At 70.4% G+C, this 13,267-nt stretch carries 10 protein-coding genes; 4 read left to right on the forward strand and 6 right to left on the reverse strand.

The window, feature by feature from the left end; genetic code table 11:
• Positions 1-88: 88 nt before the first annotated feature.
• Together OC490_RS36765 and OC490_RS36770 are read right to left on the reverse strand one after the other, a co-directional pair.
• Positions 89-1,279, reverse strand: coding sequence for a lipid-transfer protein (locus OC490_RS36765; protein ID WP_262062384.1), 1,191 nt, complete (start codon positions 1,277-1,279; stop codon positions 89-91).
• Positions 1,276-1,701: a Zn-ribbon domain-containing OB-fold protein gene (locus tag OC490_RS36770; protein WP_262062385.1), complete on the reverse strand. Its 426-nt coding sequence runs from the start codon at positions 1,699-1,701 to the stop codon at positions 1,276-1,278. Before OC490_RS36770 ends, OC490_RS36765 begins: the two co-directional genes overlap by 4 nt.
• A gap of 235 nt (positions 1,702-1,936) precedes the next feature.
• On the opposite strand from OC490_RS36770, the gene OC490_RS36775 reads away from it, so the two are divergent.
• Positions 1,937-2,473 (forward strand): NUDIX domain-containing protein, encoded by a 537-nt coding sequence (locus OC490_RS36775; RefSeq protein WP_262062386.1) that lies wholly within the window; start codon positions 1,937-1,939, stop codon positions 2,471-2,473.
• Between the two features lie 2 nt (positions 2,474-2,475).
• Here OC490_RS36775 and OC490_RS36780 read toward each other — a convergent pair whose 3' ends face one another.
• On the reverse strand, positions 2,476-4,842 hold the full coding sequence (locus OC490_RS36780; RefSeq protein ID WP_262062387.1) for a TIM-barrel domain-containing protein: 2,367 nt from the start codon (positions 4,840-4,842) through the stop codon (positions 2,476-2,478).
• A 214-nt stretch (positions 4,843-5,056) separates the two neighbouring features.
• Between OC490_RS36780 and OC490_RS36785 the strand changes: the two genes are divergently transcribed.
• Positions 5,057-7,024, forward strand: a complete 1,968-nt coding sequence (locus tag OC490_RS36785) for an acetoacetate--CoA ligase (protein WP_262062388.1) — start codon at positions 5,057-5,059, stop codon at positions 7,022-7,024.
• Between the two features lie 21 nt (positions 7,025-7,045).
• Here OC490_RS36785 and OC490_RS36790 read toward each other — a convergent pair whose 3' ends face one another.
• Complete coding sequence (locus OC490_RS36790; RefSeq protein ID WP_262062389.1) at positions 7,046-8,371, reverse strand: aminotransferase class I/II-fold pyridoxal phosphate-dependent enzyme; 1,326 nt, start codon at positions 8,369-8,371, stop codon at positions 7,046-7,048.
• A gap of 111 nt (positions 8,372-8,482) precedes the next feature.
• On the opposite strand from OC490_RS36790, the gene OC490_RS36795 reads away from it, so the two are divergent.
• Both OC490_RS36795 and OC490_RS36800 read left to right on the forward strand, forming a co-directional pair.
• The gene (locus tag OC490_RS36795) at positions 8,483-9,691 is read left to right on the forward strand and encodes an MFS transporter (RefSeq protein ID WP_262062390.1); all 1,209 of its coding nucleotides are present in this window, start codon (positions 8,483-8,485) and stop codon (positions 9,689-9,691) included.
• A gap of 22 nt (positions 9,692-9,713) precedes the next feature.
• On the forward strand, positions 9,714-10,610 hold the full coding sequence (locus tag OC490_RS36800; protein ID WP_262062391.1) for a hypothetical protein: 897 nt from the start codon (positions 9,714-9,716) through the stop codon (positions 10,608-10,610).
• Positions 10,611-10,681: 71 nt separating this feature from the next.
• Here OC490_RS36800 and ptsP read toward each other — a convergent pair whose 3' ends face one another.
• Positions 10,682-12,352, reverse strand: coding sequence for a phosphoenolpyruvate--protein phosphotransferase (ptsP, locus tag OC490_RS36805; RefSeq protein ID WP_262062392.1), 1,671 nt, complete (start codon positions 12,350-12,352; stop codon positions 10,682-10,684).
• Between the two features lie 78 nt (positions 12,353-12,430).
• On the reverse strand, positions 12,431-12,880 hold the full coding sequence (locus OC490_RS36810) for a PTS glucose transporter subunit IIA (RefSeq protein WP_262062393.1): 450 nt from the start codon (positions 12,878-12,880) through the stop codon (positions 12,431-12,433).
• Positions 12,881-13,267 lie beyond the last annotated feature (387 nt).

Consider the following 13,267-nt stretch of genomic DNA (forward strand, 5'->3'; position numbering starts at 1 on the left):
GACGCCACCGGCGTACGCCCAGGCCCAGTTCATAAGACGTTCACGCGCCTTGCGGACCGATCACACCGGTGGGGCGGCACTCCACCGCTCACCGCACCGCCAGCACCGCCGATCCGTGCCCGAACAGCCCCTGGTTCGCGGTGATCCCCACCCGCGCCCCGGCTATCTGCCGGTCACCCGCGTCGCCTCTCAACTGCCAGGTCAACTCGCAGACCTGGGCGATCGCCTGTGCCGGCACCGCCTCCCCGAAGGAGGCCAGCCCGCCGCTCGCGTTCACCGGTATGCGCCCGCCCAGGGTCGTCGCGCCCTCCCGCAGCAGCTTGGCGCCCCCGCCCTCCGCACACAGCCCCAGATCCTCGTACCACTGCAACTCCAGGGCGGTGGACAGGTCGTACACCTCGGCCAGGGAGAGGTCCTCGGGGCCGATGCCGGCCTCCTCGTAGGCCGCGCGCGCGATCGACGCCCGGAAGGTCTCGTCGGGCGGCGGGGCGCCCGCCGCGGAGTCGGTGGCGATGTCCGGGAGGTCCAGCACCGCGTTGGGGTAGCGCGGCGTCACCGTGGACACCGCGCGGATCCGCACCGGGTCCGCCGCCCCGTGCCGGCGCGCGAACTCCATGCTCGACAGCACGAGGGCGGCCCCGCCGTCCGAGGTGGCGCAGATGTCGAGCAGCCGCAGCGGATCGGCCACCACCGCCGATGCGGCGACCTCCTCGGCGGAGACCCGCTTGCGGTAGCGCGCGTACGGATTCAGCACGCCCAGGGCGGCGTTCTTCACCTTCACCTGGGCGAAGTCCTCCGGGGTGTCCCCGTAGAGGGCCATCCGACGGCGCGCGTACAGCCCGAAGTACGTCGGGTTCGTCGCCCCGAGGACCCGGAAGCGGAGCCAGTCCGGATCGTCGTGCCGGTCCCCGCCGGCCGGCCGGAAGAACCCCTTGGGAGCGGCGTCGGCGCCCACGACCAGCACCACGTCCGCGAGCCCGGAAAGGATCTGCGCCCGCGCGGCGTTGACGGCCTGCGCCCCCGATGCGCACGCCGCGTACACGCTCGCCACCCGGGCACCCTGCCAGCCCAGCGCCTTCGCGAACGTCGCGCCCGCCACATACCCCGGGTACCCGCCACGCACCGTGTCCGCGCCGACGATCGAGCCGACGTCGCGCCACTCCAGTCCGGCGTCGGCGAGCGCGGCCCGGGCCGCCGCCGTCCCGTACTCGACGAAGCTCCGCCCCCACTTGCCCCAGGGGTGCATGCCCGCACCGAGCACCGCCACGTCCCCCGTCATGCCGCCACCCCCGTAGGCCGCCAGTGCCAGGTCGTCCAGGTCGTCTCCGTGTCCTCGTCGAGCACACCGGGGACGACCTCCACCTCCATGCCCACCGCCAGATCGGCGACGGTGATCCCGGGAACCGCCTGCCCGAGCACCACGATCCGCTCGGACTCCAGCTCCACAGCGATCAACGCGTACGGCTCCCACGGAAGTTCCGGATCGCTCACATACGGTGACGGTGGCCGGTACCGGCTGTCCGTGTACGACCAGATACGCCCGCGCCGCGACAGCGGGATCTCCTCCAGATCGCCGCCCGGGCAGCCCGGATTGCGGCAATGGCCGTCCTCACGCGGGAAGAAGACCGAGGCGCACGCCGAGCATCGCGTGCCGAGCAACCGGAAGTCGTCCCCGTCCCCGGTGAACCAATCGGTGACCACAGGTGTGCGTGTCCGCGACAACGTCCCTCCACAGCACTGGATCTGACGGAACGTCAGAAGTGTGCCACGGGCAACGGAAAATGAGCAGGCCGTTTCGGTGAACCATCGAGCCACCTACGGCGTCGTGATACCGGGAGGGACGGCCGGGGCCCACGGGGGTGGTTCCGGCCGTTTCCCGTTTAATCGCACGGCCCCCGGAAATACGCCCTCCGCTTGATCGGATACAGTCCGCCGGGTGTCCGAAACTCAAGGCTCCGTCCCCAACTCCGCGCCGGACTCCCACTGTTCGAGCTGTGGATCGCCCTACGGAGAGGGCGTCTCCGGCTGGCCCCGCACCTGCCCGGCCTGCGGCACGGTCGCCTACCGCAACCCGCTGCCCGTCGCCGTCGCACTCCAGCCCGTGTACGACACGAAGGGCACCGCCCTGGTCGTCATCACCCGAACCGTCGCCCCCGCGCGCGGAGGCGTCGCCCTGCCGGGCGGCTACGTCGACGACCGCGAGGACTGGCGGCAGGCCCTCGTCCGCGAACTCAGGGAGGAGACTGGCATCGAGGCCGCGAGCCGTGACGTACGACTCGTCGACGCCATCAGCTCGCCCGACGGCCATCTCCTGCTCTTCGGGGTCCTCCCCGAACGCCCGGTCGAAACCCTGCCCCAGTCCGCCGCCACCGACGAGACGGAGGGCTGGCACCTCCTGCGCAGGCCCGAGGAGCTCGCCTTCCCGCTCCACTCCGTGGCGGTCAGGGCCTGGTTCGAAGGCCGGTACATCTGAGGTCAGACCTCGCCCAGCCCGCGCACCCGCACCGGGTAGGAGGGCGCGCTCACGCCGTCCTCCGACTCCCGCTCCACGACCACCCGCCGGCCCGCCCAGCGGGCGACGTACCGCTCGATCTCCGGTTCGTCCCAACCGTCGCCCGCGTCCGGCACCATCAGCCCGCCCCCGGTCCGACCACGGGCGGGCGCCCACACCTCCAACTCAAGGCCGCCGTCCGCACCGCGCACCGGCAGCACTGCACCCGCGCGCGCGAAGACCGGAATCCGCGACAACGGGGCGTCGACGAGGACCTGGGCCGGCCCCTCGTACGCCCGCTCCGTCTCCGTGTCGTACCAGCGCCCCCTGGGCAACTGCACCGCACGCCGGTCCGACCCGGGGTTGAGCACCGGCGCCACCAGGAGGCAGTCGCCCAGCAGGAAGGCGTCCTCGCAGTCCCGTAGCGCACGATCCTCCGGAGCACCCCACCACAGGGGCCGCACATACGGCGCCCCGGTCCGCCGCGCCAGATGCGCCAGCGTCATGAAGTACGGCAGCAGCCGCCGTCTCTCGACGAGCGCCACGCGCGCGTGCTCCAGCACGTCGGCACCGAACTCCCAGGGCTCGCGACGCCCCGCCCGCAGACTCGCGTGCGTACGGAACAGCGGCAGATACGCGCCCAGTTGGAACCAGCGCAGATACAGCTCGGGCGACGGACTCCCGTCGAAGCCGCCCACGTCCGGACCCGAGTACGGCACCCCGCACAGCCCCAGCCCCATCACCAGCGACAGCGAGGCCCGCAGCCCCGGCCAGCCGGTGGCCACATCGCCGGACCAGGCGCCCCCGTAGGCCTGCATCCCGGCCCACCCCGAACGCGAGAAGAGGAACGGCCGCTCCTGGGGGGCCAGTTCACGCAACGCCTCGTAGGCCGCCCTGGCCATGCACAGCGCGTACACGTTGTGCGCCTCACGATGGTCACCGCCCCGCCCCTCCAGGCCGTGCCGGGCCGAACGCGGCAGCGTCGACTCCCCGAAGGCGGCGAACGACGTGGGCTCGTTCATGTCGTGCCAGAAACCCGCGAACCCCTGCCCGAGCCGCTCCTGGTAGAGCCCGCCCCACCACTCACTCACGCGCGCGTGAGTGAAGTCCGGGAAGACCGCCTCCCCGGGCCATACAACGCCCCGCACCAACCGCCCCGACGCGTCCCGCACGAAGGCGTCCACGGCCGTCCCGCTGTCATAGACGGCGTTCCCGGGCTCGGCCTTCACCGCGGGATCGACGATCGACACCAGCCGGATGCCGTCCCGCCGCAACTCCTCGGCGAGCACCGGCAGCTTCGGGAACCGCTCGTGGTCGACGGTGAACACCTGGTGCTCGTCGTAGTGGTCGATGTCCAGGTGGACGGCGTCCAGCGGCAGACCACGCTCCTGGTAGCCGGCGACGATCCGCCGCACTTCCTGCTCACTGCCGAAGCCCCACCGCGCGTGATGATGCCCCAGCGCCCACGCCGGCGGCAGCGCGGGAGCACCGGTCAGCGAGACCCAGGCGTGCAGCACGCGCGCGGGAGTGCCCACGATCACCCAGCAGCGCAGCGGACCGCCGTCCATCCGCAGCTCGGACGCCCCCGCCCGGTCGTGCCCGGAACCGGCACCCTCCTCGCCCTCCCGCAGTGTCACCGTGCCGTCCCAGGAGGTGTCGTGGAACACCAGATGGGTGGCCGCGTCGGCCACCACCAGCTGCACCGGCATCGTGATGTACAGCGGATCGTCACCCAGTCCGAACGAATGCCCGGGGTCGGTGTTCCACAGCCGGTACGTCCCGTCGCGCAGCCGGGGGCCCGACGCGCGCCCACCGAGCCCGAAGAACCGGGCGTCCGCGGCCACCTCCGACCGCTGCATCCAGCGAGCCGTGCCCCCGCCCACCGGCTCCCACCAGCGTGGCGGCAGATCCCGGCGCAGGGTCACACCACCGGGCGTACGCACCTCGACCGCGCCGTGCCGCGACACGGCGACCGTCACCCGCTCCGCCACGACCCGCCAGCCGCCGTCCTTGTCCGGCTCCAGGACGGCCCGGGGGTCCGGCTCGGGGCACCGCCCGGCAAGCGCGTACGAAGGCTCCGGAGCGGCCCCGTCCCAGCCCCAGAAGACCGCCCCGTTCACGGCGACGGTGATGCGCAGTTCGGAACGGCTGAACCGGATGACTCCGCCCCCCGGCCCGGGCTCCGCCTCCTGCACCGGCCCGGGCACACGCGCCCGCTCGGCCCCCCGCGCGGGCAACCCGGTGGCGTCGGCACGCTTCCTGCGCCACGCCGCGCGTACGGTACGCAACCCCTGCGCCGCCCCCGTCGAACCGACCACCTTCACCGAACGCACCAGGTCACGACCATCCATGCTGCTCACCCTGCCATTACGGGCCGCGGATAACCGCTTCGTTCAACTTCCGTTCACCCGTGGTGGGACCACATCTTCACGGCGCGGACTATGTGGAGCGTGCCCTGGTGCAGAAGTCGATCACATGGCATCGTCCGTGTCAGCCGCGTCACGCGCACACCCCCGCACGTGCGCGACCGACGCACACGACGCGCACAGTCCCGGGAGCCGCCCCATGTCGACCGCGAACCCCCTGCCGCTCTGGCAGCCAGATCCGGAACGCATCGCCCAGGCACAGGTCAGCAGGTTCCAGACCTGGGCGGCCGAACACCACGGAGCCCCGGCCGGCGGCGGCTACGCGGCACTGCACCGCTGGTCCGTCGACGAACTGGACACGTTCTGGCAGGCCGTCACCGAGTGGTTCGACGTCCGCTTCTCGACCCCCTACGCGCGCGTGCTCGGCGACCGCTCGATGCCGGGCGCCCACTGGTTCCCCGGAGCGACCCTCAACTACGCCGAGCACGCCCTGCGCGCGAGCGCGACCCGCGCTCACGAACCGGCCCTCCTGTACGTCGACGAGACCCACGAACCGCGCCCGGTCACCTGGGCGGAACTGCGCCGCCAGGTCGGCTCCCTGGCCGCCGAACTGCGCGCTCTGGGCGTACGCCCCGGAGACCGCGTCAGCGGCTACCTCCCGAACATCCCGCAGGCCGTCGTCGCCCTGCTCGCCACGGCCGCCGTGGGCGGCGTCTGGACGTCCTGTGCCCCCGACTTCGGCGCCCGCAGCGTCCTCGACCGCTTCCAACAGGTCGAACCGGTCGTCCTGTTCACCGTCGACGGCTACCGCTACGGCGGCAAGGAGCACGACCGCCGCGACACGGTCGCCGAACTCCGGCGCGAACTGCCCACCCTGCGCGCGGTGGTCCACATCCCGCTCCTGGGCACCGACGCCCCCGAAGGCGCCCTGGACTGGTCGTCCCTGACCTCGGCCGACGTTGACCCCGTCTTCGAAGAGGTCCCCTTCGAGCACCCCCTCTGGGTGCTCTACTCCTCGGGCACGACAGGCCTCCCCAAGGCCATCGTCCAGTCCCAGGGCGGCATCCTCGTGGAACACCTCAAACAACTAGGCCTGCACTGCGACCTGGGCCCCGAGGACCGCTTCTTCTGGTACACGTCCACCGGCTGGATGATGTGGAACTTCCTCGTCTCCGGCCTCCTGACCGGCACGACGATCGTCCTCTACGACGGCAGCCCCGGGTACCCCGACACAGGCGCCCAGTGGCGCATCGCCGAACGCACCGGAGCGACCCTCTACGGCACCTCGGCCGCGTATGTCATGGCGTGCCGCAAGGCCGGCGTGCACCCGTCAAGCGACTTCGACCTCTCCAAGGTGAAGTGCGTAGCCACCACAGGATCACCGCTGCCGCCCGACGGATTCCGCTGGCTGCACGACGAGGTCCGCGACGACCTGTGGATCGCCTCGGTCAGCGGCGGCACGGACGTCTGCTCCTGCTTCGCGGGAGCCGTACCCACCCTCCCGGTGTACATCGGTGAACTCCAGGCCGCCGGCCTGGGCACCGATCTCCAGTCCTGGGACCCGAACGGCGAACCCCTGGTCGACGAGGTCGGCGAGTTGGTGGTCACCAATCCCATGCCGTCCATGCCGATCTACTTCTGGAACGACCCCGAAGGCACTCGCTATCACGACAGCTACTTCGACACCTACCCCGGAGTGTGGCGCCACGGCGACTGGATCACCGTCACCTCCCGGGGCTCCGTCGTCATCCACGGCCGCTCCGACTCCACGCTCAACCGCCAAGGCGTGCGCATGGGTTCGGCCGACATCTACGAAGCGGTCGAACGGCTCCCGGAGATCAAGGAGTCCCTCGTCATCGGCATCGAACAGCCCGACGGCGGCTACTGGATGCCCCTCTTCGTGCACCTCGCCCCCGGAGCCGTCCTGGACGACGCCCTCCTGGGCCGCATCAAGCAGACGATCCGCGAACAACTCTCCCCACGCCACGTCCCCGACGAGGTCATCGAGGTCCCCGGCGTCCCGCACACCCTCACCGGAAAACGCATCGAGGTACCCGTCAAACGCCTCCTCCAGGGCACCCCGTTGGACAAGGCGGTCAACCCGGGCTCCATCGACAACCTCGACCTGCTGAGCTTCTACGAGGACCTCGCCCGCAAACGCGCCTGATCGCCCTCCCGTAGAGGCCGATCACCCTCCATAGGTGGCCTCCGACTCGCCCTCGCCGAGCACGGCGGCGAAGTCCGAGGCCAGCCGCATCGCGTCGGCCGGTTCGAGTTCGGCGACGGAGATCCGTACCCCCGGCTCGGACGCCAGCCGGAACCGCGCCCCCGCGGCGACCCACCAGCCGTACGACCGCAGCCCGTTGACCACGGCGGACTCGTCCCGTACCGGCACCCAGAGATTCATCCCGCTCACCCCGTGCGACGTGATCTCCCTGCCGCCCAGCTCCGTGCGGAGGGTCTCCCGGCGCAGTTCGTACGCCTCTTGAGCGCGCGTGACCAACGCGCGCGTGCCGTCGTCCGTCATCAGCCCATGGACGGTCTCCTGGAGGAGATGACTCACCCAGCCGGACGTCAGCAGCAACCGCCCGTCGTGCCGGGCCAGCGTGGTCCGATCGCAGGCCGCCGCGGCCCACCGCAGGTCGGTGCCGAGGAACTTGCTCACCGTCCGCACATGCACCCAACGCGGCAACCCACCGGAAGCCAGCGACCGCAGGGGAGCACCCGCCACGGCGGACGCGTGATCGTTCTCCACGACGAGTACCTCGGGCCCCTCCCGGAGCACCTCGACAAGGGCGTCACGGCGCGCGGCCGAGAAGCTGCCGCCGTACGGATTCTGCGCCCGGGGACTGCACACCACGGCACGCACACCCGCCCGCAGCGCCACGCGCAGCGCATCGGGACGCAGCCCCTCGTCATCCACGGCGACCGGCACGCTCCGCAGCCCCAACGCCGTGACCAGATCCAGCAGATGGTGATACCCGGGGTCCTCCATGGCCACCGCGTCCCCGGGCCGCAACTCCACCGACAGCAGCCGCCCGATCAGATCCAGCGCCCCGTGCGCGAAGGTCACCTGTTCCACGGGTACACCGTCGTGTCCCAGCCAGTCCCGTACGGCCTCCTCCAACCGCGCCAGCCGAGGCGTCGACCGGTGCGACCGCGCACCAGGGGACAGCCGCGAGGGCGGCACCAACGCGGGCAGGAAGAGCGGGTCGGGGTGCCCGCCGGCCAGATCCCGCAGACCCTCCGGGACCCGGGGCGGCCGTCGGGACGCCACCGAGGGGGCCTGCGCCACCACGGTCCCGCCCCGCCCACGCGTGACGACGATGCCTCGCTGCCGCAACTCCTTGTACGCGGTGGCGACCGTGCCCGGGCTCACCCCGAGCTCGTCCGCGAGCCGCCGTACCGGAGGCAGCGCGGCATCCGGCCCCAGCGAACCCTCGGCCACAGACCGCTCGACGGACGCAGCAATCCCCTTGGCCGTCGTACCACTGATCCCATATTGTATTGCCACGTCATCAACTATGTATCAATACATAATTCGATGCAAGGGGGAGCAGTGAGCACGACCCGCCGCACAGCCGCACGGCCGAAACGCATACCCGGAGGACGCGACGGTCGCAGAATGCTCGCGATCACCCTCGTCGACCGCACCGGCAGCGGCCTGTGGGCCACCGTGTCAGTCCTGTACTTCACCTACGTCTCGCATCTCTCCGTCGCCCAGGTCGGCACCCTCGCCGCGATCGCGGGAGCCATCGGCATCGCCGGCGCACCCCTGGGCGGTCGCCTCGCCGACCGTTTCCCGCTCACCCGCGTCCTCACCACCCTCCAACTCCTGCGCGCCCTCGCATCCTTCGCCCTGCTCACCACGGACAACTACGTCCTCCTGATCGCCTTCTCGGCCGCCGGCGGCTTCGGCGACCGCGCCGCCAACGTGCTCACCAAGCTCTACGCCACCCGCGTGGCCGGACCGGACCGCATCCGCTACCAGGCCATCAGCCGAACCGTCGCCAACGCGGGCTGGGCCCTGGGCGGTCTCGCCGCAGCGGGCGCACTCGCCCTCGGCACAACCGCCGCCTACCACTGGCTCCTTCTCGGTGACGCCCTCTCCTTCGTCGCCGTCGCGACGCTCACCGTGCGCTGCGGTGAACCCCCGTCACCACAGCGCGTCATCGCGACATCGAAGGACGCACCACCCGCGAGCAAGCCCCAGAACCCCTGGCGCGACCGCATCTACCTCGCCTACGTCGCGACCGAGACCGTCCTCTTCCTCGACGACGCCGTCTTCAAGGTAGGCCTGCCGTTGTGGATTGCCCACGCCAGCGAGGCGCCGCACGGCCTGGCACCCCTGCTGATGGTCCTCAACAACGTGATGGTCGTGGCCCTCCAAGTGCCCATGGCCCGCTTCGGCACCACCACGACAGCCGCCCGCAACCTGCTGATTCCGCTCTCCGCCGCCTTCGCCCTGGGCGGGACCACCCTCGCCCTCTCCGCCACCGGCGGAGCCGTCACCGCGACGGTGCTCCTCACCGCTTCTGCAGCCGCCTTCACCATGGCGGAAATGCTGCACGCCACCGTCTCGTGGGAACTCTCCGTCGCCCTCGCACCCGGCACCGCACAAGGCGCCTACCTCGGCGTCCACGGACTCGCCCAGTCCACCCAGCGCAGCATCGGCCCACTGGCGGTCACCGCGGCCATCGCCACCGGCCCTCTCGGCTGGACCGTCTTCGGTTCCGTCATCGCCCTGACCTGCGTGATTCAGCACCGTATGGTCCGCGAGCCACTCGCCCGGACGCCGTTGTCAGTGCCGCCGGTTACTGTGAGTGAGCATTGATCGACAGCGCACAGGGGGAAACATGGCGCACACCGACCACCAGACCATGCGACGCGTTCTGCGCCGCGAAATCGCGGGCACCATCGGCCTGTTGACCGACGAGCAGGACTTCCGCGCCATGCGGCGCTATCGCAGCTTCACCTTCGACGACCACACCGCCTACCTCCAACAAGTGGAGGCACTCCTCAGGAGCCGAGCCGCGCAAGGCAGCCACACCAGCGTGGCCCTCTTCGATCCCCAGGAATACGCCGAGTTCTGCGCCGACAGCGGCCTGGACCCCGACAACCCGTCGAGCCGCACCCGCTTCACCGCCGAACTCGCCACCACCGGCCCCACCCTGCCCTACGACGGCCAACCGCTCGCCGACCTCCTACCGGCTCTCGTCGACGAGGCCGTCCGCCAGGCGACCTGGGAGTACGTGACCACACTCCTGGCCCGCCTCGGCACCTGCGCCACCTGCGGCGAGGACATCGGCCGCGCGGCCTTCACCCGAGCCTCCGGCCTCCTCGTCCGCATCCTCGACACGGCCCGGCCCGGAAACCGACACCTGGTCTGCAGCGTCTCGGGAACACCCGAAACCATCGTCTGCGCCCTCCACGCCGACCAGGACGAGGACGGAGCCACTCACCTGGACGACATCGAAGCCCTCGAATTCACCAGCGTCCTCGCCCTCGGCATCGCCACCCGAAGCCCCGGCGGCCTCGTCATGCGCACCACCAGCCCCGACACCACCGACTGCATCTACGGCTGGCGCCTGCGCGGCGACGGCCTGGAACCCCTGACCGCCGGCGAGGTCTTCGACGCCTACTGCACCGACGTCGAATCCGGAGATCTGATCTCCCCGGAATCAGGCGTCGACTACTGCGTGCCGCCCGACCTCGGCGACCTGGAACAGCCCCCGGGAGGACACCACCACTGAACACACCAGGGGCACCCCACTCTGGAGTGGGGTGCCCCTGAACCAGAGCCGACGGACAGCTTGCTGCCCGACTACTCGCCGGACAGCACCGCCTGAGCCGCCTGACGCGCCTCCTCGGCACTGTCCGCGGCCCGGGCCGCAAGCGCGGCCCGCTCGCACTGGGCCAGCGTGTACTTCGCCAGCGCCGACCGCACATACGGAATGGAAGCCGCACCCATGGAAAGGGAGGTGACTCCAAGACCGGTCAACACACAGGCCAGCAGCGGGTCGGACGCGGCCTCGCCACAGACACCACAGCTCTTGCCCTCGGCCTTCGCCCCCTCGGCGGACATCGCCACCAGGTCGAGCAGCGCGGGCTGCCACGGATCCTGCAGACGGGACACAGCGCCCACCTGACGGTCGGCCGCGAATGCATACTGCGCGAGGTCGTTGGTCCCCAGTGACAGGAACTCGACCTCCTGCAGAATCGAGCGCGCCCGCAGTGCGGCCGACGGAATCTCGACCATCGCGCCGAACTTCGCCCGAAGGCCCGCCTCCCGGCACGCGTCCGCGAACGCCTTCGCGTCCGCACGGTCCGCGACCATCGGGGCCATGACCTCAAGGTAGACAGGCAATCCCTCGGCGGCCTTGGCGAGCGCGGTCAGCTGTGTCCGCAGCACGTCGGGATGGTCGAGCAACGAACGCAACCCGCGCACACCCAGGGCCGGGTTGGGCTCGTCGGCGGGCGTCAGGAAGTCCAGCGGCTTGTCCGCGCCGGCGTCCAGCACCCGCACGACGACACGCCCCTCGGGGAACGCCTCAAGCACCTGCCGGTAGGCCTCGACCTGCTTCTCCTCGGACGGCGCGTTCTTGCTGTCGTCCAGGAAAAGGAACTCGGTACGGAAGAGCCCCACCCCCTCGGCCCCCGCCTCCAACGCGGCCGGTACATCAGCAGGACCGCCCACGTTGGCAAGCAACGGCACCTTGTGCCCGTCCGAGGTGGCACCCGGCCCCGTGGAAGAGGAGAGAGCGGCCTTGCGCGCGGCAGCCGCGGCCTCCAGTTCGGCCTTCTTCTCGTCACTCGGGTTCACGAAGACCTCGCCGGTGCTGCCGTCCACGGCGACAACCGTCCCCTCGGCCAACTCACCGGCACCCAGCAGCGCCACCACAGCGGGCACACCGAGCGCCCGCGCCAGGATCGCGCTGTGACTGGTGGGCCCGCCCTCCTCGGTGACGAAGCCGAGAACGAGGGCCGGGTCCAACAGCGCCGTATCGGCAGGCGCAAGATCACGAGCGATCAGGACGTACGGCTCGTCGCTGTCCGGAACGCCCGGCATCGGCACTCCGAGCAACCGGGCGACGATACGGTTCCGCACGTCATCGAGGTCGGCCACCCGACCGGCCAGATAGTCACCGGCACCAGCCAGCAGGGCACGGTAGGCGGCGAAGGCGTCGTACACGGCCCGCTCGGCCGTGCTGCCGACGGAGATACGGCGATCCACGTCCGTCATCAACTCGGGGTCCTGGGCCATCATGGCCTGGGCCTCAAGTACCGCTTGGGCTTCGCCCCCCGCCAGATTGCCGCGTGCCATCAGGTCGGCCGCCACAGCGTCCACGGCCTGGCGGGCGCGCCCCTGTTCACGCTCCGCGTCCTCCACCGGAATCTGCTTGGCAGGCGGTTCCAGAACCGCCGTACCCATGTGCCGAACCTCGCCGATCGCCACACCGTGGCTCACACCGACGCCTCGCAGCGTTGTCTCCATCTCACCCGTCTCCGATAGTGCGGCGGGTCCCGCCGCCGCGGTGGTTGTCCTGCACACCGTCATACGACGGAACTGACGTCACTCCCAGGTGAAGAGCCTGTCGCCGGCCTTCACATCGCCGTCCTCGCGGAGCTCGGAGAGGGACTCGGCAGTGGCCTCAAGGGCCACGATCGGGCACACCGGGGACTTGCCGGCGGCCTCTACGGCGGCCGGGTTCCAGCGCACGACACTCTGACCGCGGGTCACGGTGTCGCCCTTGTTGACGAGCAGTTCGAAACCCTCGCCATTGAGCTGCACGGTGTCGATACCGAGATGGGTCAGAACACCATGCCCCTCGCTGTCCACGACGACGAAGGCGTGAGGGTGGAGGGAGACGATGACTCCGTCCACGGGAGAGACGGCCTCAGAAGGCTCACGTACGGGGTCGATGGCCGTGCCGGGGCCGACCATGGCCCCGGAGAAGACGGGATCCGGCACCTCGGTCAGTCCGATGGCGCGTCCTGCGAGCGGGGACGTCACGCTGGTCATGGGAAGCCTCCCAGGGGTGGAAATGTGATGGGGCCGTCACTACCTGTCCCGGACGGCACACTGAGCAGCAGGGTATGTCATATGTAGTACCGGTTCCGCCCGAGAGGTCTGGATTAGTGGTCTAGACCACACCTCTAATCGATTTGCACCTGCTCTACGGCCGCATGTACAGTCGTACTCCTGCTTGAGGCCGAGCGATGCGACCAAGCGTCTTTGCTTGACCTGGCAACACCCAACTTGTCAGATCCTATCCCGGGGTCACCTTCTGCATGCCTGCAGGGCGGTGGTCAGGGGGCCGGAAAAACACTGATAGAGTTTGGAACACCGAAGGGAAGCCCGGAGGAAAGCCCGAGAGGGTGAGTACAAAGGAAGCGTCCGTTCCTTGAG

Source organism: Streptomyces sp. STR69, assembly GCF_024519455.1.
In the GTDB taxonomy this organism is placed as follows: domain Bacteria; phylum Actinomycetota; class Actinomycetes; order Streptomycetales; family Streptomycetaceae; genus Streptomyces.